General features: G+C 49.2%; 22 protein-coding genes and 1 pseudogene. 12 read left to right on the top strand and 11 right to left on the bottom strand.

Annotation, left to right across the window (positions count from 1 at the left end; all coding sequences use genetic code 11):
- Positions 1 to 2 precede the first annotated feature (2 nt).
- Entirely contained in the window at positions 3 to 1,208 is a 1,206-nt protein-coding gene (gene coaBC, locus UNDKW_RS08885) for a bifunctional phosphopantothenoylcysteine decarboxylase/phosphopantothenate--cysteine ligase CoaBC (protein WP_162061845.1), read from the top strand.
- A 58-nt stretch (positions 1,209 to 1,266) separates the two neighbouring features.
- A complete protein-coding gene (gene dut / locus UNDKW_RS08880) occupies positions 1,267 to 1,716 on the top strand; it encodes a dUTP diphosphatase (protein WP_162040755.1) in 450 nt (149 codons plus the stop codon).
- 175 nt (positions 1,717 to 1,891) lie between these two features.
- On the opposite strand, the gene UNDKW_RS08875 is transcribed toward dut, so the two are convergent.
- On the bottom strand, positions 1,892 to 2,224 hold the full coding sequence (locus UNDKW_RS08875) for a hypothetical protein (RefSeq protein ID WP_162058405.1): 333 nt from the start codon (positions 2,222 to 2,224) through the stop codon (positions 1,892 to 1,894).
- Positions 2,225 to 2,239: 15 nt separating this feature from the next.
- Entirely contained in the window at positions 2,240 to 2,764 is a 525-nt protein-coding gene (locus UNDKW_RS08870) for an NADPH-dependent FMN reductase (protein WP_162058404.1), read from the bottom strand.
- A 257-nt stretch (positions 2,765 to 3,021) separates the two neighbouring features.
- Between UNDKW_RS08870 and UNDKW_RS08865 the strand changes: the two genes are divergently transcribed.
- Together UNDKW_RS08865 and UNDKW_RS08860 are read left to right on the top strand one after the other, a co-directional pair.
- The gene (locus UNDKW_RS08865) at positions 3,022 to 3,888 is read left to right on the top strand and encodes a pirin family protein (protein WP_162058403.1); all 867 of its coding nucleotides are present in this window, start codon (positions 3,022 to 3,024) and stop codon (positions 3,886 to 3,888) included.
- Positions 3,889 to 3,896: 8 nt separating this feature from the next.
- Entirely contained in the window at positions 3,897 to 4,301 is a 405-nt protein-coding gene (locus UNDKW_RS08860) for an OsmC family protein (protein WP_162058402.1), read from the top strand.
- 57 nt (positions 4,302 to 4,358) lie between these two features.
- Here the strand turns inward: UNDKW_RS08860 and UNDKW_RS08855 are convergent, their stop codons facing one another.
- From UNDKW_RS08855 to clpS, 3 genes are all read right to left on the bottom strand, one after another.
- On the bottom strand, positions 4,359 to 4,625 hold the full coding sequence (locus tag UNDKW_RS08855; protein WP_162058401.1) for a hypothetical protein: 267 nt from the start codon (positions 4,623 to 4,625) through the stop codon (positions 4,359 to 4,361).
- Positions 4,626 to 4,699: 74 nt separating this feature from the next.
- The gene (gene clpA / locus UNDKW_RS08850) at positions 4,700 to 7,000 is read right to left on the bottom strand and encodes an ATP-dependent Clp protease ATP-binding subunit ClpA (RefSeq protein ID WP_162040749.1); all 2,301 of its coding nucleotides are present in this window, start codon (positions 6,998 to 7,000) and stop codon (positions 4,700 to 4,702) included.
- Positions 6,997 to 7,305 carry an ATP-dependent Clp protease adapter ClpS gene (gene clpS / locus UNDKW_RS08845; protein ID WP_110257372.1) on the bottom strand — a complete coding sequence of 103 codons (309 nt, stop codon included), beginning with the start codon at positions 7,303 to 7,305 and terminating at the stop codon, positions 6,997 to 6,999. Before clpS ends, clpA begins: the two co-directional genes overlap by 4 nt.
- Positions 7,306 to 7,702: 397 nt before the next feature.
- On the opposite strand from clpS, the gene UNDKW_RS08840 reads away from it, so the two are divergent.
- The 5 genes and pseudogenes from UNDKW_RS08840 to UNDKW_RS31110 all read left to right on the top strand — a co-directional run bounded on the left by UNDKW_RS08840 (position 7,703) and on the right by UNDKW_RS31110 (position 10,086).
- Positions 7,703 to 7,906, top strand: coding sequence for a cold-shock protein (locus tag UNDKW_RS08840; RefSeq protein WP_162021162.1), 204 nt, complete (start codon positions 7,703 to 7,705; stop codon positions 7,904 to 7,906).
- Between the two features lie 176 nt (positions 7,907 to 8,082).
- A pseudogene (locus tag UNDKW_RS31120) lies at positions 8,083 to 8,627 on the top strand (cache domain-containing protein); the annotation flags it as partial.
- Positions 8,601 to 9,449, top strand: a complete 849-nt coding sequence (locus UNDKW_RS31115) for a sensor histidine kinase (protein ID WP_370529127.1) — start codon at positions 8,601 to 8,603, stop codon at positions 9,447 to 9,449. The pseudogene UNDKW_RS31120 and the gene UNDKW_RS31115, both read left to right, overlap by 27 nt.
- Positions 9,446 to 9,865 carry a response regulator transcription factor gene (locus tag UNDKW_RS08830; RefSeq protein ID WP_370529102.1) on the top strand — a complete coding sequence of 140 codons (420 nt, stop codon included), beginning with the start codon at positions 9,446 to 9,448 and terminating at the stop codon, positions 9,863 to 9,865. Before UNDKW_RS31115 ends, UNDKW_RS08830 begins: the two co-directional genes overlap by 4 nt.
- Before the next feature lie 35 nt (positions 9,866 to 9,900).
- The gene (locus UNDKW_RS31110) at positions 9,901 to 10,086 is read left to right on the top strand and encodes a LuxR C-terminal-related transcriptional regulator (protein WP_370529101.1); all 186 of its coding nucleotides are present in this window, start codon (positions 9,901 to 9,903) and stop codon (positions 10,084 to 10,086) included.
- A 131-nt stretch (positions 10,087 to 10,217) separates the two neighbouring features.
- Here UNDKW_RS31110 and UNDKW_RS08825 read toward each other — a convergent pair whose 3' ends face one another.
- The 3 genes from UNDKW_RS08825 to icd all read right to left on the bottom strand — a co-directional run bounded on the left by UNDKW_RS08825 (position 10,218) and on the right by icd (position 15,945).
- Entirely contained in the window at positions 10,218 to 11,447 is a 1,230-nt protein-coding gene (locus UNDKW_RS08825; protein WP_162058400.1) for a hypothetical protein, read from the bottom strand.
- A gap of 22 nt (positions 11,448 to 11,469) precedes the next feature.
- Entirely contained in the window at positions 11,470 to 14,328 is a 2,859-nt protein-coding gene (locus UNDKW_RS08820; RefSeq protein ID WP_162058399.1) for a DUF3857 domain-containing protein, read from the bottom strand.
- Positions 14,329 to 14,691: 363 nt separating this feature from the next.
- Positions 14,692 to 15,945, bottom strand: coding sequence for an NADP-dependent isocitrate dehydrogenase (gene icd / locus UNDKW_RS08815; RefSeq protein ID WP_162058398.1), 1,254 nt, complete (start codon positions 15,943 to 15,945; stop codon positions 14,692 to 14,694).
- 360 nt (positions 15,946 to 16,305) lie between these two features.
- Between icd and UNDKW_RS08810 the strand changes: the two genes are divergently transcribed.
- Positions 16,306 to 16,851: a pseudouridine synthase gene (locus tag UNDKW_RS08810; RefSeq protein ID WP_162058397.1), complete on the top strand. Its 546-nt coding sequence runs from the start codon at positions 16,306 to 16,308 to the stop codon at positions 16,849 to 16,851.
- A gap of 90 nt (positions 16,852 to 16,941) precedes the next feature.
- Here the strand turns inward: UNDKW_RS08810 and UNDKW_RS31105 are convergent, their stop codons facing one another.
- Both UNDKW_RS31105 and rpsT read right to left on the bottom strand, forming a co-directional pair.
- Positions 16,942 to 17,196 (bottom strand): hypothetical protein, encoded by a 255-nt coding sequence (locus UNDKW_RS31105; protein WP_162040742.1) that lies wholly within the window; start codon positions 17,194 to 17,196, stop codon positions 16,942 to 16,944.
- Between the two features lie 224 nt (positions 17,197 to 17,420).
- The gene (gene rpsT, locus UNDKW_RS08800) at positions 17,421 to 17,684 is read right to left on the bottom strand and encodes a 30S ribosomal protein S20 (RefSeq protein WP_162058396.1); all 264 of its coding nucleotides are present in this window, start codon (positions 17,682 to 17,684) and stop codon (positions 17,421 to 17,423) included.
- Positions 17,685 to 17,993: 309 nt separating this feature from the next.
- On the opposite strand from rpsT, the gene UNDKW_RS08795 reads away from it, so the two are divergent.
- Together UNDKW_RS08795 and UNDKW_RS08790 are read left to right on the top strand one after the other, a co-directional pair.
- On the top strand, positions 17,994 to 18,584 hold the full coding sequence (locus UNDKW_RS08795) for a GNAT family N-acetyltransferase (protein ID WP_232063313.1): 591 nt from the start codon (positions 17,994 to 17,996) through the stop codon (positions 18,582 to 18,584).
- A gap of 19 nt (positions 18,585 to 18,603) precedes the next feature.
- A complete protein-coding gene (locus tag UNDKW_RS08790; protein ID WP_162058394.1) occupies positions 18,604 to 19,773 on the top strand; it encodes a VWA domain-containing protein in 1,170 nt (389 codons plus the stop codon).
- A gap of 107 nt (positions 19,774 to 19,880) precedes the next feature.
- Here UNDKW_RS08790 and UNDKW_RS08785 read toward each other — a convergent pair whose 3' ends face one another.
- A complete protein-coding gene (locus UNDKW_RS08785) occupies positions 19,881 to 20,708 on the bottom strand; it encodes a response regulator (RefSeq protein ID WP_162040738.1) in 828 nt (275 codons plus the stop codon).
- Positions 20,709 to 20,811: the final 103 nt, after the last annotated feature.

Genomic DNA, 20,811 nt, shown 5'->3' with positions numbered 1-20,811 from the left:
GTCTGCGACTGGCTGGTAAAAAGATCGTTCTGGGCCTGACCGGTGGCGTGGCCTGCTACAAGATTGCAGAACTGACGCGCGCACTCGGCAAAGCTGGCGCCGATGTACAGGTGGTGATGACAGAATCTGCCACCCATTTCATCACGCCAGTGACCATGCAAGCCCTGTCTGGCAATACGGTCTATACCGACCAATGGGATGCGCGCGTCAATAATAATATGCCGCACATAGACCTGACGCGGGACGCGGATGCCATCGTCATTGCGCCTTGCAGTACTGACTTTATCTTCAAGCTGGCACATGGTGCCTGCAACGATTTACTGTCCACCCTGTGCGTTGCCCGCCCCGCCAGTTTACCCCTGCTCATCGCTCCGGCAATGAATGTAGAGATGTGGCAAAACCCGGCCACCCAGCGCAATGTGCAACAGATCAGGGCAGATGGCATACATCTGCTAGGTCCTGCTGCCGGCGACCAGGCTTGTGGAGAAACCGGCATGGGCCGCATGCTGGAACCCGAGCAATTACTGACAGAAATCATCGCCTCTTTCCAGGCCAAGACCCTGGCTGGAAAACATGTATTGATCACCGCTGGCCCTACATTTGAGCCAATAGACCCGGTACGCGGCATCACCAATCTGTCATCTGGCAAGATGGGTTATGCGATTGCGCAGGCCGCCTGGGAAGCCGGTGCCATTGTCACCCTCGTCTCCGGCCCTACGGCACTCGATGCGCCATATGGCGTGCGCCGCATTGACGTGCAAACTGCGCAGCAAATGTTTGATGCGGTAGTGGCTCAACTCAGGCAGCACAAGCAGGATGTGTTTGTTGCCGTTGCCGCCGTTGCCGACTGGCGCGTTGCCAATGCCAGCACGCAGAAACTAAAAAAGACCAGTGAAGGTGATGTGCCGCAACTGCAGTTTGCGCAAAACCCTGACATATTGGCCAGCGTCGCCGCCATGCCGAATGCACCTTATTGCGTAGGCTTTGCCGCAGAATCAGAAAACCTTTTGCAGTACGGCGCTGCCAAACGCCAGAAGAAAGACGTGCCTCTGCTGGTTGGTAATATCGGCCATCACACCTTTGGCAAGGATGAGAACGAGCTGGTGCTGTTTGATGTGCACGGCCACACTACTTTGCCGCGCGCAGACAAACAAGCGCTGGCTCAACAACTGGTGGCAGAAATCGCCTTGCGTTCCAGCCTCATTTAAATCTCCCCTACCTGCTCAAAGAGCGCCCGCGCTTTGAGCATTATTTTTTCTCAATACCATGAAAAACATAGACCTGAAAATTCTCGACAGCCGTATGAAAGACATGCTGCCTGCCTACGGCACACCTGGCAGCGCTGGCCTTGACCTGCGCGCCTGCATAGATGAAGCGATTACCATACAACCCGGCCAAACAGTGTTGATCCCTACCGGCCTGGCGATACACATAGCTGACCCAGGCTACGCCGCCATGATCTTGCCACGCAGCGGCATGGGCCATAAAAACGGTATCGTGCTGGGCAACCTGGTAGGTCTGATTGACTCTGACTACCAGGGACAATTGATGGTATCAACCTGGAACCGTGGCCAGTCAGAGTTCACCCTGCAACCTATGGAAAGACTGGCACAACTGATCATCGTGCCTGTGCTGCAAGTCGGATTTAATATCGTGGATGAATTTGGTCAGAGTGAGCGTGGTGAGGGTGGTTTTGGTAGTACGGGCAAGCATTAAGAAAAGCCATTGAAGTTCCCAAATACCTTTTATGAAGCAGTTCCTGCGTGCCTGAACAGGAACTGCTCCTTCAACGAGTTACTGGCAATTTTAATTTTGACACCAGAGCGATAACACTGAAACTGATTATCAGTATTGCATCTGCCGGTGCGAGAGCAATCACTGCAAGAACAAATTAAATATATTGCCGTGATGAATGCACGACACCCAAAGCGGAAAGCATAGCTAAACCACCAGTCAAAGCAAGGCAAACAAGCAGTCTTCCCACTCTTCGCCACGCAGATACCGAGAGCGCCCATATTTGAAGCCAGCATACTAGCAATAAAAGCGACAACTCAAGAGCCAGTGGAACAAATGGAAACGCATGGGCGTCCGCTACCTTTCCCAAAGATAATAGATATTCATTTGGGAAAGTTCCTGCCCAGATCAATATGACTGCCACTACTAAATATGCCATGGCCATGAACTTATAGCCTGGCAAATGCAAAGGCAGTTTAAACAAGCTCATTTTTATCGCAGGTTTTCAAGCGAGGCTGGCCAATGCCGCAACCAATTTAGCTTTCAACTCCTCATTCTTCAATTCCTGCTTCTCCACATCAAAATTCTCATGGAAGGCAGGCACAGACAAACTTGCCTTCAGTTGCCCGCCAAAGAATGGAGCAGATCCTGTGGCTGCAGCCAGTACACTGGCACCACCACGTGCACCAGGAGAGGTCGAAAGCATGACCATGGGCTTGCCCTGGAATACCTTGGCATTGGCACGTGAGCACCAGTCAAACAGGTTTTTATAGGCAGCGCTGTACGAACCATTGTGTTCAGCAAAAGAAATCAGGATGGCGTCGCTGTTAGCGATCTTGTCCAGGAATGCCTGCGCGAGTGCCGGCTTGCCCAGGTCTGCTTCTTTATCTACGCTGAACAAAGGCAGTTCATAGTCATTCAAATCCAGCAATTCAACTTCAGCGCCTGCGACCTGCCTGGCCGCATAAGTGACCAGTTGTTTGTTGATGGATTTTTTGCTGCTGCTGGCGGCGAAGGCGAGTAATTTCATGACGATGTCCTTGTTGAAAATTAAGAATCAAATTAAGAGCAAATTAGCTTGCCACATTGTAAAGCAAGATGATCAAGTGCCGATGCGATAAAACCTGGCGTACCCGGGCAAGGCTGCAATGATCAATCTGGATTAAAATGCTGATTAAATGATATTAGGCGACATCAATGTCACGCGATGTTTATTCAAACTGAATAACTGAAGCCTGAACTCTGAGCGACTTGAGTATCCTTACAAATCTTTATTGGAAATCTATCATGAGCGTCATCAGTCTGACCATACCTGCACGCAGCAAAGACCTTGGGGGTTTTACTGTCGGGCGCATTTTACCCTTCGCCAAACGGCATCTGGTTGGCCCATTCATCTTCCTGGACCACATGGGCCCTGCCCAATTCGAGGCCGGACAAGGCATGGATGTGCGCCCCCATCCTCACATAGGCCTGGCAACAGTCACTTATCTATTTGAAGGCAGCATGTTCCATCGCGACAGCCTGGGCTCAGAACAAGAGATACTGGCTGGCGCAGTCAACTGGATGACTGCAGGACGCGGCATTACCCATTCAGAACGCAATAGCGATGCACAACGTGCGCAGACGCGCACTGTACATGGCCTGCAAAGCTGGGTGGCCTTGCCCAAGGAATTTGAAGAAGTCGAACCCTCGTTTCATCATCATGCGGCTGAGAGCCTGCCTGCATTTGACATAGGCCATGTAGCCTTAAAACTCATCGCAGGTTCAGCCTACGGGCATACAGCACCTGTGAAGATTTTTAGCCCGCTGTTCTATGTCGAGGCAAAAATGCCTGCGGGTACGCAGTTGCAAGTACCAGCAGAATATGCGGAACGTGCCTTGTATCTGATCTCCGGCCAGGTCAGCATCGACGGTGAAACTGTTGAAGAACGCACCATGCCAGTCTTCGAAGAAGGTGCCAACGTGATCATTACAGCTACCAGCGACGCTCATCTGGTATTGCTGGGCGGTGCGAACCTGCCTGAGCAGCGCTATATTTTCTGGAATTTTGTATCCACGTCAGAAGCGCGCATAGAACAGGCAAAAGCCGACTGGAAGGCTGGGCGCTTTGCCAAAGTCCCGGGCGACAATGAATTCATCCCATTACCTGAATAGGAAGCAGCATGTCAGATCAAACTATCTTCGCTCATGTCATTGAAACCGGCGAAAACGCTTTTGCCGTAGATATCAATGTCTCTGGCCACCTGATCAAAGGTGACGAGCCATTGGATGCCGGTGGCGGCAACCTGGGCCCCGCCCCATTCGACTTATTGACTGCAGCGCTGGGGGAGTGCACGGCCATGACAGTGCGCTGGTATGCGAGCCAGCATCAATGGCCTTTGGACAAGGTTGAAGTCAAATTGACACATCACAAAGAAGGCGCGCAAGACATATTCAAGAAAGAAGTCATTCTGCATGGTGCAGATTTAACTGATGAGCAAAGAACCAGACTGGTCGCCATCGCGGCAAAGTGCCCAGTACATAAGACCATCACCAGTTCGCCCATCATAGAAACCACTGCAGGCTGATAAGCTCAAAACAAAAGCCCGGCTCAGTTCAATCTGCGCCGGGCTTTTGTTTTGCTACTACTTTTTCATTTTGCGGCTGCGCCCCGCCGATTCACGCAGAATGGTGTAATTCCAGTCATCATCATGAGAACCTACTGAGACGCGGAACATGTCACTATCGCCTTTCAGGCGCTTGCCCAGTGCAACATGCTTCTTGCTGACATCGCTACGCTCATAGACATCAACTTCAACCTCATTTCCTTCCAGGGCTGCCTGGGACAGAACTGCGTCTATGGTTTTAGTTGTATATTCAAGGACATATGTGGGAAGTGTCAGGCCAGCCATACTTGTCTCCATCACGCAAAAATATACAAATTAATAAAAAACCCCGGCCAGGGCCGGGGCAGACAAGGGCAGGATTATTCTACTTCCACCACCTCTTGTGATGCCTCAGGTGGGGTGGCATCGCCTTCAGAAAATTCCAGTTTTATCTGGTCTTTATCGTCAAGATCGACAATCACACGTCCGCCTGTCACCAGCTTACCGAATAAGAGCTCATCCGCCAAGGCTTTGCGTATCATATCCTGTATCAAACGCGCCATAGGTCGTGCGCCCATCAAAGGATCAAAGCCTTTTTTACCGAGGAACTTGCGCAAATTATCACTAAAGGTAGCTTCGACTTTTTTCTCATGCAATTGCTCTTCGAGCTGCATGAGGAATTTATCGACTACCCGCAAGATGATCTCTTCATCGAGTGCACGGAAGCTGATAATGGCATCCAGACGGTTACGGAACTCAGGCGTAAACATGCGTTTGATATCAGCCATTTCATCGCCAGCTTCTTTGCTGTCGTTGAAACCGATAGAACGTTTTTGCAAACTTTCAGCGCCCGCATTTGTCGTCATGATAATGATCACATTGCGGAAATCTGCCTTGCGACCGTTGTTATCTGTTAACGTACCATGGTCCATCACCTGCAACAAAATGTTGAAAACATCAGGATGGGCTTTTTCAATTTCATCCAGCAGCAACACGGCATGTGGTTTTTTGGTGATGGCTTCCGTCATCAAACCACCCTGATCAAAGCCCACATAACCCGGAGGCGCACCGATCAGACGGCTGACGGCATGACGCTCCATGTATTCAGACATGTCAAAGCGTATCAATTCTATACCAAGGGTGAATGCCAGTTGCTTGGCAACCTCGGTTTTACCCACACCGGTAGGACCAGAGAACAGGAAGGAACCGATAGGTTTGTCTGTCTTGCCGAGACCAGCACGCGCCATCTTGATCGAGGAAGCCAATGCTTCAATGGCAGGCTCTTGCCCGAACACGACATTTTTCAGGTCGCGTTCTATGGTTTGCAGTTTGCTGCGGTCATCCTGGTTAACAGTCTGTGGCGGAATACGGGCGATTTTCGAAATGATGTCTTCGATATCGGCCTTGCCTATGGTTTTCTTTTGCTTGGACTTGGGCAAAATACGCTGCGCAGCACCAGCCTCGTCGATGACATCAATCGCCTTGTCAGGCAAATGACGGTCATTGATGAATCGTGCAGACAGCTCTGCCGCAGTCGTCAGCGCAGAGGCTGAATACTTGACGTTGTGATGCTCTTCGAACTTGGCTTTCAAGCCACGCAAGATTTGTACGGTTTGTTCTACCGTTGGTTCGTTGACATCGATTTTCTGGAAACGACGTGCCAGTGCATGGTCTTTTTCAAAAACACCACGGTATTCTGTATAAGTGGTCGCACCTATGCACTTCAGTTGTCCACTGGACAAGGCTGGTTTCAAGAGATTGGACGCATCCAGCGTACCGCCCGACGCTGAGCCAGCACCGATGATGGTATGGATTTCATCAATGAACAAAATGCCGTTAGGCGTGTCTTTGAGCTGTTTGAGCACACCCTTGAGGCGCAACTCAAAGTCGCCACGGTATTTGGTACCTGCGAGCAAAGCCCCCATGTCCAGAGAATAGACAACGGCGTTTTGCAAAATATCTGGTACGTCACTTTGCGTGATGCGCCATGCCAGGCCCTCAGCAATAGCTGTTTTACCAACACCGGCTTCACCCACCAGCAAAGGATTGTTTTTGCGGCGACGGCAAAGGATCTGGATCACGCGCTCTACTTCGTTGTCGCGGCCTATCAGCGGGTCTATCTTGCCTTCAGCAGCAGCCTTATTCAGGTTCTGCGTGAACTGATCCAGCGGATTTTCCTTGGCTTGTGCTTCGGCCTGATTTTCCTCACCGCCTTCAGGTGATTTTGGTACTTCGTTATGGCTGTCTTTACGTACGCCATGCGAAATGAAGTTGACCACATCCAGACGTGTCACGCCCTGCTGATGCAAATAATACACAGCATGCGAATCCTTCTCGCCGAAGATGGCGACCAGCACATTCGCACCAGTCACCTCTTTCTTGCCATTCGAGGCTGACTGCACGTGCATGATGGCGCGCTGTATCACGCGCTGGAAACCAAGCGTAGGCTGGGTATCAACCTCATTGGTGCCAGGAACTGTAGGGGTATTATCAGTAATGAAATTACCCAGGGTTTTGCGCAAATCCTCGATATTCACTGCGCAGGCTCTTAACACCTCCGCAGCAGAAGGGTTATCCAGCAAGGCGAGCAGCAGGTGCTCTACCGTGATGAATTCATAACGAGCCTGCCTGGCCTCGACAAAGGCCATATGCAAACTAACTTCCAGTTCTTGCGCAATCATACTTCCTCCATCACACATTGCAGGGGGTGTCCTGCCTTACGGGCGTGCGTTAAAACGAGTTCCACTTTGGTCAGCGCAATATCCTTGGAATAGACACCACATATCCCTTTGCCATCCCTGTGCACCTTGAGCATGATCTGCATGGCAGTCTCACGATCCTTATTAAAATATTCCTGAACGATCGCCACCACAAACTCCATAGGAGTGTAGTCGTCGTTGAGTAAAATTACCTGATACATGGAAGGCGGTTTTAACTTCTGCGCCTGACGTTCCAGTATCGTACCGTTTTCTTGCTTGTTTCCCATACGTATATTCTAGTACGTTGATTCATTTCAGAGACAAATAATAAGCGAATAAAAACGGCTTAATTTTCTCCTTGGTCAATGTTACGCGCTTTCTGCTTTCCTCGCAGATGGTGATCAATTCCTTTAGATCAAGTTTCAATGGCAAAACTATTTCTACACATCAAATATCAGGGAATTTTCTTGTCATTAAGTAAAAATACAACAGTACTGCAAAACTACTTGATATGTAACCAGAAGTTTCTTGACTTTAGCTTTTTTTCCGCCAAGAATGATATTTATTGACAAATAAAGTAGTAAATCGTCAATATGAAGTGAGCAGGTCAAGGGGGAGGTAGCGTAGTGCTAGGTTTCTTGCTTTTACGGCTCGTGTGATTAGTTTCTATTTGAAAGATGCATTATGGCAACAGGTACCGTCAAGTGGTTCAATGATTCCAAAGGTTTCGGCTTTATCACTCCGGATGACGGTGGTGAGGATTTGTTCGCCCACTTTTCCGCAATCCAGATGAACGGCTTCAAGACCCTGAAAGAAGGTCAAAAAGTAACGTTCGAAGTCACGCAAGGCCCTAAAGGCAAGCAAGCTTCCAACATCCAAAACCCTTAATCTCTGATTTTTCTCAGATTCTGGTTTTTTAAAAAGCCCCGCACTGCGGGGCTTTTTTTCATTCCCCGGCAAATTCCCCCTCCCCCAGTCCGATTAAATTTTGCTTTAATTGAGTTCAAGGCTAGAGTAGATACCTTTTTCAAATGCTTTATTAAACGCAGGCTCAGATTTCTCCCATGAAGCTCAGGCATAAAATCATATTGCTGGCTGTTGTCCCGCTGCTACTGGCTTTTGCCGGTATTGCCATGGCGGTATTTTATCAGGCGACTTTTTTAGCAAAACAGCAAAGAAGCACGATAGAGCAAGCCTACCTGTCCAGCAAAGAAGCTGAACTCAAGCATTATGTCACCCTGGGCACTGCAGCCATTGCCCACCTTTACAATGGCAAGCAGCAAGGCCCTGCCACGCAGGAAGAAGCCAAGAAAATACTCGCGGCCCTGGATTTTGGGGATGATGGATATTTTTACATCTACGACATGGATGGTAAAAATCTTATGCATCCCGCCGGCCTGACCTGGTAGGCCAGGATCTGTGGAATATGACCGATCCCCAGGGCAGTCTGACCATACAAAACCTGCTCAATAAAGCCCGGGCAGGAGGTGGCGCCATCCGTTATATGTGGGAAAAACCCTCGATGCACAAGGTCATGCCCAAACTCGGTTATGTGGTGCACCTGGAAAAATGGGGCTGGATGATGGGCACGGGGATATATCTCGACGACGTCGATAACGCCCTCAATAAAATTGATGTGCAAGTGGCAAAAAACATACAAAGCACCATGTCATGGATCGCTGGCATCGCCATTATCAGCGCCTTGCTGATTGCCCTGTCCGGCCTGGCCCTGAATATCACTGAATCGCGGCTTGCCGAAGCCAAGCTCAAGGTACTCGCGCAAAGCGTAGTCAGCTCGCAGGAAGATGAGCGTGCCCGTCTGTCCCGTGACCTGCATGATGGCCTGAGTCAGCTACTGGTTTCCGTCAAGCTGCAGATCGAATCAGGTCAGGTCAAACTGCATCAGGCAGGCGCAGGCCCGGAAGCGGCAAAACTGTCATTTGCCCGTGCCACAGACCAGCTCAATGAAGCACTCAGCGAAGTCAGGCGCATCTCCCACAACCTGCGCCCTGCCCTGCTCGATGATCTGGGCCTGGTGGCCGCCTTTGAACATCTGTGCGATGAGTTTGAACATGCCAGTGGCTTGCCAGTCAGCTTTCATGCTTCTGGCGATTTCCATGCGCTCGATGAAATCGGCAACACCGTCCTGTTCAGGGTGGCACAGGAAGCTCTGACGAATATACATAAACATGCCCAGCAAGTCAGCCAGGTCAATGTGCACCTGCTCAGCGACGCTGAAAACATCAATCTCATCATCAGCGATGACGGACGCGGGTTTGATATCAAGGGTGTGGCGAACCACCCACACCGTGGCATAGGCCTTAGCAATATGCGTGAACGTCTGGCTGCGATTAATGGTAATTTGCAATTACAATCCGATACCAGCGGCACGACTGTCACCGCCAGCATACCAAATGGAGATAACCAATGACCGAGCAGATACCGGTCCAAGCTGTACGACAAGTGCATTTGTTACTCGTCGATGATCACCCCCTGGTCAGGGACGGACTCAGGGCAAGGCTGGAAACCATCGCCAGCATCAGGATAGCCGGTGAAGCAGGTACGGCAGAAGAAGCACTGGCCATCGCTGCCAGCAAACCCATAGACCTGATGCTGATGGATATTAATCTTGGCACAGGCAATGGCATCAGCCTGACTGCCCGTTTCAAGACTGAGTACCCGCACATCGCAGTCATCATGTTGTCTATGCATGAAAAAACTGAATACGTGAATCAGTCCATGCAGGCCGGCGCCCGCGCTTACGTACTCAAGGATGCGCCAGCTGTAGAAATCATAGAGGCAATTGATACCGTCATTGCCGGGGCACATATTTCAGTTCGGGCCTGAACCGGCAAACTGCCAGCAGTGACACCAGCCAGATTTTGACGCTGAGAGAAAAATCCATCCTGACATGCATAGCAACTGGCAAATCGAATAAACATATTGCCAAGGAACTGGGGCTCAGTGTCAGGACGGTGGAAACCCACAGGCTCAATATCAAACGCAAACTTAACATCGAAGGTCAGGCCGACCTGATACGCTACGCCTTGAGCAATGTGATTGTTTAAAAATTCAAGGCAGTCAACTTTAACCCTGAAATCAATCAATATATGTTTCGGAACATGCCTTAGAACATGCTTTAAAAAAACAGCCAGACCAGACAATCACCCACGCTGGGCTGGCTAATTTTTATGGCCTTCTATTTCTTTCTGAACGTCGCCAATGAACGGCTGCGTTCATCCAGGTCTTGCTTTTCCATGTCCAGCAGGGCCTGTCGTTCTGCATTGATCTGCCTGACGAGACTGTTATATTGATTGACATCCTGCTCGTTGTCGAAAACTAGGGTATCACTTTCCACTTTTATTTTTCCGAATCTGCTCTCACACAGCGCCAGCACCTGTTTTTTCAGTTCAAGAAAAGCACGCAAATGTTCATTGCGCCTTATCCTCAATTCGAGGATATCTTCCATATTCTTTTTATTGTTGGCGATAACATCCTGCCTCTGTTGCGGCGACATGACGATTTTTTCAATGGCGTCGGTATAGCTTGCGCGCAGGCTATCGTAGCGCTTGGAGTTATTGTCAAACATGGCCTCTGCTGCAAGAATGGCCAGGTTGCTGTTTTCTATGCCCTGGCGGGAAGTCAGGGTGGCAGGTTTTAATGCATTCGCCAGGTCCAATGCCTTGAGCTCTTCCGAGAAACGCAAATTCTGTTTGATATTGGCACGCAGGTATTCGAAAGTCAGACGAGCTTCCTGATCAAAAGAGCGCTGGCCAGTAAGAGGAATACGTTCGGACAATTTGACGTTTTCGTCAATTTCTTCTTTTTCAAGCTTGATACTGATTTCCATCAATTCTGCAATTGCCTTGCGCGATTGCTGTACCCTCGCACGCATTTCATTGCCTGACCAGTTCCCCAACTCTTCCTGACGCTCCTCCCGGCTGTTATTGAGTGCATTGAGCATGCTCAGGAAGGTTGGCGAAGAGCGAAAGTCATTAACTGCCTTACGATCAGCTGGTGACAACTTATTGAATTCGCCACGTGCCGCATCAAGACTCTGATTCATTTCAGCCCGCCAGAGACGGGTGGAGATTTTACCAGCAGGCTTGGGTAATTCCTTCAACAGCTTTTGTGCATAATCCGATGAAATGTATTTTGCCAGCACGACAGAAATATGCTTATTAATCGCCTCGACTGTAAACGGCTGCATATAAATTACCGGATCAAAATACAATTCAGGCTTCGTCTTGTTGTTATTTTCCAGGTCACGGCGAATAGCATTCTGTACTCCCTGGTCTATACCAAAGGTACTGACAATCTGTTGCACATCCTCAAGCGCTGCCGGATTCTTGATCGGTATCCCGGCGGCACCAGAAAACGATGCCAGAGACGACAAAAACAGCACTAACAATAATCTACACACCAACATCACTACTCCCTCATCAATAGTTTTATTTATTTTTCTTTAATCGCTCTGCTTCAAACTCAGCCAATGGACGGTAATCTGCGTTGAGCGGACTTTTTTCAACAGATCTCTGCATGTATACCGAGGCCTTGATCTTGTTACCGTTAATCATATTCAATTGAGCGATGTAGAAATAGGCTTCGGCCAATGCCACATCAAGCTCATCTCCTGTGCGCTTATGCACCTGATGCAATACCTGGTCTTCCGACTTCCCGCCTGCATAAGTGGCTGACAACATGTCACTGAGCCAGTCATCACTGCCATCCACGGTGTTATTGACATTGGATGACAGATTTTGCCGCCTGAGTGCCAGTTGGCGCATGATGCTGGCGCGCAATTTGGCCTGGCTGCCACTGCCTTGCTCTATCGCCAAAGCAAAACTATCTGCAGCCTCCCGCCATTTACCCAGGGCAAACAAGGACATGCCGCGTGACATGTAAAGCCTGCTATCAGCAGCCCCAAGAGACAACAGGCGCGCGCTGTCTGCTTCACTGTTTTTAAAGTCCCCTGTCGCATAATAGGCATTTGAACGACAGCGTAAATATTCCTGGCTATCCGGGGCATCCTTTCTGGCTATCTGCAGATCTGCGAGGGCATCGGACTTGCGCCCCATACGCGCATAGGCCAGGCTGCGTTCACAGAGTGCAAGCGCGGGGATACTGCCGCTGGCACGCGCTTCATTGATGAGGCTGGATTTGTTGCGTATTTCCTCTTCCAGTTGTTCCTTGACCTTCTGCTTGATTGGCACGTCAGGCAGATCACGGACAGCAGCTTCACGCAAGTCCGTCTTGCGTATCTGTATGCTACCTTCCAGCATGACACCGACTTTGCGGGTATTCGCCATAAAATCAACCACGTCCTGCGGCACTACCCTGTCTTTCAGGCTTCGCAGCTCTACGCTGGCCTTGAATACATTCTGTTTGAAAGTCAAAGTTTCGCTTGCCTTGAATGCCGGGTCATCAATATTTGTAATCGAAGGCGTGTAGTTCGCATTGACCTCTTCTGGCAATCTGGCCTCCAGTTCATAGCGTATCAGTGGCGGATGTGTCGGCACGATCAGGGCTTGCTTGCGTTTGGGATTTTCAGGAATATAAAAACGCTCACGCATATTTGATGCCTGATAGCGCAGTTGCCATCCAGAAGCATTCTTGACCAGCAAGCCAGGTATCTGGAATTTCAATTCAATATTGACAGTATTGGCCTGGCGGTTGTCAGCAACAGTTGGGCCTGACTTGAGCTCGGCATCAGGATAGCGTCTCAACACTGAGGCGACGTAGGCATTTTTCAATTGCTCCCTGGTTTGCCGTGCCAGGTAAGAACGCACCTGCTCAGCTTCTATGCCTGAATATTGATGCGTGACCTGAAACTCGGCTACACCATCCATTTTATCCAGGCGTATTTTTTCCAGGCGTGCATTGACGGTCGCGATACCCTCTTCATTTTTGGAAATCGTGGCAAGTTCAAAAGTATCCTTGTTAATCACCAGTACTTCAGCACCGCCATGTACCTGCCCCATATTGGCAAGCGGCCCGTACTGGGCTGCCCTGGTCGGGTCGAGGTAATAGACTTTGCCATTCACTTTTACCCTGACAATTGCATGGTCAAATGCCAAAGGTGAAGGTAGCATTTTTCCTGGCATTGCTGGATTGGATGCAGAAATCAGAACCGGAGCTGCCTCTATCCCCAATTTGCGCAAAATCGTTGATAACAGCAAAGACTTGTCCTTGCAATCGCCGTAACGGCGCGCCAACACCACGTCCGGCGGGAAAGGCTTGTGAGAATTCTCACCTATGGAAATCGACAGATAGCGTATCTCATTTTGTACATAAGCCAGCGCTTGCTGCACAGTCTGGTCTGAGTTACCCGCCCCACGCAGCCCCGCCACGACTTTATCGAGTTCGGCACTATTGATGCTGACGTCAAACAGGTTTTGCGCCCATTGATTGACTTGCTGCCATTGTGAAAACTCTGAAAACTGTATGACCCTGAACTGGAATATGTCGTGCGGCACATAGGGTTCAAACTCTATTGCATTGATCTGATCGGCAGTAAATGTAATGATCTTGCGGCCCGCAAGCTGCTCTTCCCTGGTTTGGATATTGCCACTGCCCTGGCCAAGAATGCGGTACTTGACAGGCCTGCTGGCTGGTGTGTTCAGGCGTATGCGCTTACGTAAAATCGGGTAGCCATTATCCCATACCAGGGTCGAGAAGAAATGGCCATCAAAAACCGGATTCTGCCCCGTAGTTGAATACGCTATATCGACAATATCGCCCACGCGGATATCATCAATCACAATCGACGCAGTAACTGAACCCGTAAAAATACCGGAATCAAGTTCACTTTCCATCTGCAGATAACGGATATCAGCAGTGGTCGTTTTGTCAAACACCTGACTGCCCCGTATGACCCGGATGCTGTGCAAGCCCACTTTTTGATATTCAGGATGAAATGGAATCTCAATCCGGCCCACCTGGGTTAGCATAGAGGCTTCATTTGCCTGCATCATGCGATGCACATAAGTGCTCGCCTGCTTATCCACATAGGTCTGGACGTCAGACAGGCGAACCACCAGTGGTGCTGCGTTACTGGCATTTGCCACCTGGCTTCCATTATCATATTCCACCCACGAGGGCACTGGTTCACCGCGCGTCAGATTTTTTTCAAAGCGCTGGGACTCCTGCGGCCTGCCACCAGTCTGCGCTTCGGTTTGCACCGCAGAAGCATGACCGCACAGGGCCAGCAAAAAGAGGCAAAAACAGAGGCACAGTACAGAAGCTGTACTCTTGAAGGAGATAGAGGATATTTTATTCAGCCCGGTCAGTTTGAGCAGGGCTGGTGTCATGAATGGCGTCATAAGTATGCAAGGAATGGTCACTCACTTGAAATTCATGATCAAGAAAAGTGAGTAGCATTCTGCCGTCACAAGCCACAGGAACACAGACCGGAGTGGTCTCATACGGGTCCCGAAGCCTCGATCCAACAAACTGTACCTGCCTTGAAAATCAACTTCGAGATTTGTTTTTCAACTTGATTCTATCAGAATGACATGTTTTTTTGTCTAAAAACCGGTAGAAGAAATCTTCATTAAGTCTCACGCTCAGGGTGCAGATAAGTGACAAAAAAGCCCCCTGTCGCAAAACAGGGGGCTTTGACTGCGTCTTGACTGTCTGGCCGGATTTACTCCTGCCAGACAACGGACTCAGATTTACATGTTTTCTATCATGACATCGCCGAAACCAGAGCAAGACACTTGTGTCGCGCCTTCCATCAAACGGGCGAAATCATAAGTCACTTTCTTGGCAGTGATGGCTTTTTCTGTAGAGCTGATCAACAGGTCAGCTGCTTCTACCCAACCCATGTGACGCAACATCATTTCTGCGGACAAGATCAGGGAACCTGGGTTCACATAGTCTTTGCCAGCATACTTAGGTGCTGTACCGTGAGTTGCTTCAAACATCGCGATAGAGTCAGACAAGTTTGCACCTGGAGCAATACCGATACCACCAACCTGAGCTGCCAGCGCGTCAGAGATATAGTCGCCGTTCAGGTTCAGTGTAGCGATAACGCTGTATTCTGCCGGACGCAACAGGATTTGCTGCAGGAATGCATCAGCGATGGAATCCTTGACAGTGATTTCTTTACCTGTCTTAGGATTCTTGAATTTGCACCATGGGCCGCCATCGATCAGTTCAGCGCCGAATTCTTTTTGTGCCAGAGCATATGCCCAATCACGGAAGCCACCTTCGGTGTACTTCATGATGTTGCCTTTGTGAACGATAGTTACGGATGGCTTGTCATTGTCGATCGCGTACTGGATCGCTTTGCGTACCAGACGTTCTGTACCTTCACGGGATACTGGCTTGACGCCGATACCAGACGTTTCTGGGAAACGGATTTTCTTAACGCCCATTTCTTCTGTCAGGAACTTGATCAGTTTTTTAACTTGATCAGAGCCTTCAGCGAATTCGATACCAGCATAGATATCTTCAGAGTTTTCACGGAAGATGACCATGTCTGTTTTTTCTGGCTCACGCACTGGGGATGGCACGCCTTTAAAATAACGTACTGGGCGCAGGCAGACATACAGGTCGAGCTCTTGGCGCAGGGCCACGTTCAGGGAACGGATACCACCGCCAACTGGCGTAGTCAATGGGCCTTTGATGGAAACAACGTAGTCTTTCAAGACTTTCAGTGTTTCTTCTGGCAACCAGACGTCAGGGCCATATACTTTAGTGGATTTTTCACCAGCATAGATTTCCATCCAGCTGATTTTGCGTTTGCCGCCATAGGCTTTCGCTACGGCCGCATCAACGACCTTGATCATGACCGGGCTGATATCAACGCCAGTACCATCGCCTTCGATGAATGGGATGATAGGATTGTCAGGAACATTCAGCGAAAAATCAGCATTGACGGTAATTTGTTTACCTTCAGCAGGTACTTGAATATGTTGATACATCGTTTTCTCCGTAGTTGGGCGATCAAGCGGGTCACGCTTTTCTCATCATTTGCCTTGTGTGCATATATTTTATAGAGCAATCACTCTTCTATAAGACACAAGACCATCTTTTCGTATTATGCACTACTATTTTACCGTATGCCATCAGTTTGTCAGCTTTGCTGGGGTCACGGCGACTTCGGTTTTCACGTACTACCCCGTTTGAAAATACAAAATGACAAGCTGAGTAGTCATCTCATTGAGCCTGATGCAAAGCCGTTGGTGTACAAGAAATAATTTTCACATCTACCCATGCCCGAATGAGCAGCCTATGCAGCACTGAGCAATCATGCAAGTACATTTTACGGTTACCATATTGCCATGAAACTGATTTTACTCAACAAACCATTTAATGTGATGTGCCAGTTTTCGGCACACCCCAGCCGCCCTACCCTGGCTGACTATGTCAAGATACCGCACATCTATCCGGCAGGCCGGCTTGACGCAGATAGTGAGGGACTGATATTACTGACTGATGACGGCCAGCTACAAAACCGCATCAGCCATCCCGACTACAAACAGCCAAAAACCTATCTGGTGCAAGTCGAGGGCACGCCCACGCGCGAAGCACTGGAAAAACTGCGCCAGCCTCTGGACCTCGGCGATTTTGTGACCCAGCCTTGCGTCGTCAAACATATATATCAGCCGGTATGGCTATGGCCACGTAATCCGCCTGTACGTGAACGGGCGAACATTCCTACCAGTTGGCTAAGCCTGACTTTATCGGAAGGAAAAAATCGTCAGGTCAGGCGCATGACGGCAGCGGTTGGTTTGCCAACCTTGCGCCTGATGCGTATCAGCATAGGCGGTTTTTCACTCGAAACCCACCCATTACTACCCGGCGAATGGCAAGAAGTTAAAATTTAAATAATGTTTGCACAGAAATTCAGAAAAAAATCCATAAACGTTATAAATTAATTAGAATTCCTGTCAACGCCCGACTCATCGGTAACGTTATTAACCTTGATTCAATTGAATCACTCTTAACCAATATTTTATGAAGGACACCAAAATGAAAAAATTGATCGCCGCTCTGGTCGTAGGTCTGTTTGCTTCTACTGCTTTCGCCCAAGCATCTGCTCCTTCAGCAAAAGCATCAGCTCCAGCCGCTTCGGCTGCTGCAGCTGCATCTACAGATGCTTCCAAGCCAGCTAAAAAAGCGAAAAAAGCTAAAAAAGCTAAAGCAGCATCTGCATCCGCTTCTGCATCCATGTAATTTCTGTCGTTTTTCAGTACAGAAGCAAGGCAGGCTTACCCCTGCCTTTTTTTGCGGGTGAAACTTTCCCACCAATTAGAGCAGCTCAGAAAAAATAGAGAAGGGGAACGCATGCCGGAAGCAAAAAAAGCAAAAGCCGCAATAAATTGCGGCTTTTTTCACTTCAGGCAGTCAAGTCAGCGCATTAGCACTAACTTACAGCTTTAGAAGCAGGCTTAAATTAAGCCAGTGCTTTCAAAGCAGATGCCAGACGGCTCTTATGGCGAGCTGCCTTGTTTTTGTGAATGATTTTCTTGTCAGCGATACGGTCGATAACCGATACGGAGTTTTGAAAAATTGTTGCTGCAGCAGCTTTATCACCAGCTTCGATTGCTTTACGAACAGCTTTGATTGCTGTGCGCAGCGTGGAGCGCTGGCTGGAGTTGTGTGCATTCAGTTTAACTGCTTGACGAGCACGTTTGCGTGCTTGTGCGGTATTTGCCATGAGATTTCCTAAACGTGGTCAAAGCGACGAGGTCAAAACATTTGATTTATAAATGCCACGCCGCAAAAATTCTATACAGCTTTGCAGTATAACCGGATTTATTTTTGATAGCAAGCTTTCCTGTCGATTCTTGCAACAGGCAGGCATATTTCCACTACTTCAGGGGATTTTACGCAACTGTCATGCTCAAAATCTGCACGACTGTATCTATGCGCCTGCGTGTGGGGATGCAAAACTAGGCACTGCTCCGATTTTACTACCAATGTCATTTCTCTGCCCACATCACAATCCACAATCTCAAGGATGAACATGCACTGCAACGCTATTACATTAAAGGGAAAACACGTCACTCTGGAGCCGCTGGAACAGCATCATCTGGCTGATATCCAGGCCGCCGCAGCCGATGGTGAGTTATGGAAGCTGTTTTTTACCTCAGTCCCCTCCCCCGATAATACCCAGAACTGGCTCAATATCGCTCTGGACATGCAACAGCAGCAAAAAGCCGTTCCTTTTGTCGTCCGTGAAAATGCGACTGGTCAGATAGTCGGCGCTACCAGATACTGTAATATGGACATCAATAACAAACGTCTGGAAATAGGTTACACCTGGTATGCGCAGCGGGTGCAGCGCAGCCCGGTGAATACCGAATGCAAGCTGCTGTTGCTTGGTCATGCCTTTGAAGAATTTGGCTGTATCGCCGTCGAGTTCCGCACTGACTGGTTCAACCGCCGTTCACAGGCAGCGATAGAACGCCTGGGTGCCAAGCGTGATGCCGTCTTGCGCAATCACATGATTTTGCCTGATGGCCGCATCCGTGATACGGTGGTATACAGCATCCTGCATTCTGAATGGGCGGGTGTGAAAAAGAATTTGCAATATATGCAATCCAAATATGAATAAATAGTAGGGAGACTGACCTGTGCTGATCGATTTTTTCTTTACCCTGAAAGACGCCAAGATCCCGGTATCCATCAAGGAATTCCTGATGCTGCTGGAAGCCATGGAAAAAGGCTTGATCAGCATGTCACTCGACGACTTTTACTTCCTTGCGCGCACCATCATGGTCAAGGACGAAGCGCATTACGACAAATTCGACAAAGCCTTTGGTCTGTACTTCAAGGGCATAGACACGATTTTTGAAAAACGCCCTGACATCCCGCTGGACTGGCTCATGAAGCGCATGGAGCGTGAATTGACCGACGAGCAAAAAGCCGCCATCGAGAAATTTGGCTATGACAAGCTGATGGACAGACTGCAGGAATTGCTCAAAGAGCAAAAAGAACGCCACGAAGGTGGCAGCAAATGGATAGGAACAGGTGGCACATCGCCCTTCGGCAATGGCGGCACTAATCCTGAAGGCATACGCATAGGTGGCAAAGGTGGTGGTCGCAGCGCCGTCAAGGTGTGGGAAGCACGTGCTTTCCGTGACTATGATGCGGAACGCGAACTCGGCACCCGCAATATCAAGGTCGCCCTGCGCCGCCTGCGCAAATTCGCCCGCCAGGGCGCAGAAGAAGAACTGGCACTGGATGCGACGATCAAGGCCACGGCCAACAATGCCGGTTACCTCGACATCAAGATGCAGCCTGAGCGCAAGAACAATATCAAAGTACTCATGCTGCTGGACGTAGGCGGCACCATGGACGACCATATTGCCCAGACTGAAGAATTATTTTCTGCGGCCAAGACCGAATTCAAGAATATGGAATTCTTTTATTTCCACAATTGCGTCTACGACTACCTGTGGAAAAACAACCGTCGCCGTCATGCAGAAAAATTCCCGACCTGGGATGTCTTGCGCAAATACACACCCGACACCAAGGTCATCTTCGTCGGCGACGCTACCATGAGCCCCTACGAAATTCTGCAGGCTGGTGGCTCTGTCGAATACAACAATGAAGAAGCTGGCGCGACCTGGTTGCAACGCTTTACCTCTGCCTTCCCCAAATACATCTGGCTCAACCCTGAACCTGAAGGCTTGTGGCAATACCGGCAGTCTATATCAGTGATCAGGCAGATCATGAGTAACAGGATGTTCCCTGTGACGATAGAAGGCCTGGAGCGGGGAATGAGGTTATTAAGCAAGTAACAGCAGATCAAGAAGCAAGCTTTGCCAGGCTGCACTGGCAAAGTTTGTTTTTATCGGCTGGTAGAGATGCGTTTAAGCCAAGAACAAGAGCGGGTATTGCGCTACCTTCAGCGTAACTGCAAAAACTTTTGTATCGTCGACAGAACCTGCTTTCTCGACAATGGCTTGGTTAAAAAGCCTTCACACCCTGCCTGTTGCGCATTTGCAACTTTATAATTAAAACTCTTATCGACCAAAAAGATCACCGTCGTCCTGCGGTCGGTATTTTGCTTTTTCAGCTCAGCACACAGGCGATAGGGGTCAATATCTGGCGTAGAAGAATTAATCATCGTCATGGCATGACGATTGTTCTTATCCAGCATCAGGGCACTACGTTCATCTGTTGCCAGTGTCACGGTGATGCCATATTTATCCATGATCATGGCAACATACTCGCGAAAGCGCATGTCCTTGTCGACGATCATGATGCCACCCTTGGGTACACTGGGCCTGCGCATCTTTTGGTATTCGCTGGGATCAGTCAGGTCGAGATCAAGACGTTCGCGGCGACGGCGCTCAGGCACGGCCACTTCACCAAAGGCGCTCAGCGTGGTCAGCAAGAGCTGGCGACGGTCTATCAATTCATCGAGGACGTCAAACAATTTACGCCAGCGTATGGGACGCGGCATGGACTGATAATGTAAATTGACTTCAGTCTTACCTATGAGCAATACTGGCTGCGCTCCGCCGAGGTTGAGGTCAGACAGGGTCGCCAGGGCTTTTAAATCTTCTGCGTTGACAATATGAATGTCAGGATCTTGTAAACTACCGGTCTTTAAAACCAGATAGCGATAACCCTTCTCGCGAAGAACAGCGAGAACGGTTGAGAAGGTTTCTTCCTCTTTTGGAGAAAATCCAAGCAGTCGGATCGCGATCGTTGGAGTTTTTGTTGGCATCGTTTTTCCATCTTACACATTGCGGCTTCGATCATTGCAGCTACAATAGCTGCAAAAACGCTGCAAGAATACAGCTTAATTCTGCCAGCCTCACAAAAAAATT

This window comes from Undibacterium sp. KW1 (genome assembly GCF_009937955.1).
GTDB lineage: Bacteria > Pseudomonadota > Gammaproteobacteria > Burkholderiales > Burkholderiaceae_D > Undibacterium.
The sequence above is the reverse complement of the archived record's forward strand: the minus strand, read 5'-3'. Positions and strand labels throughout refer to the sequence as shown.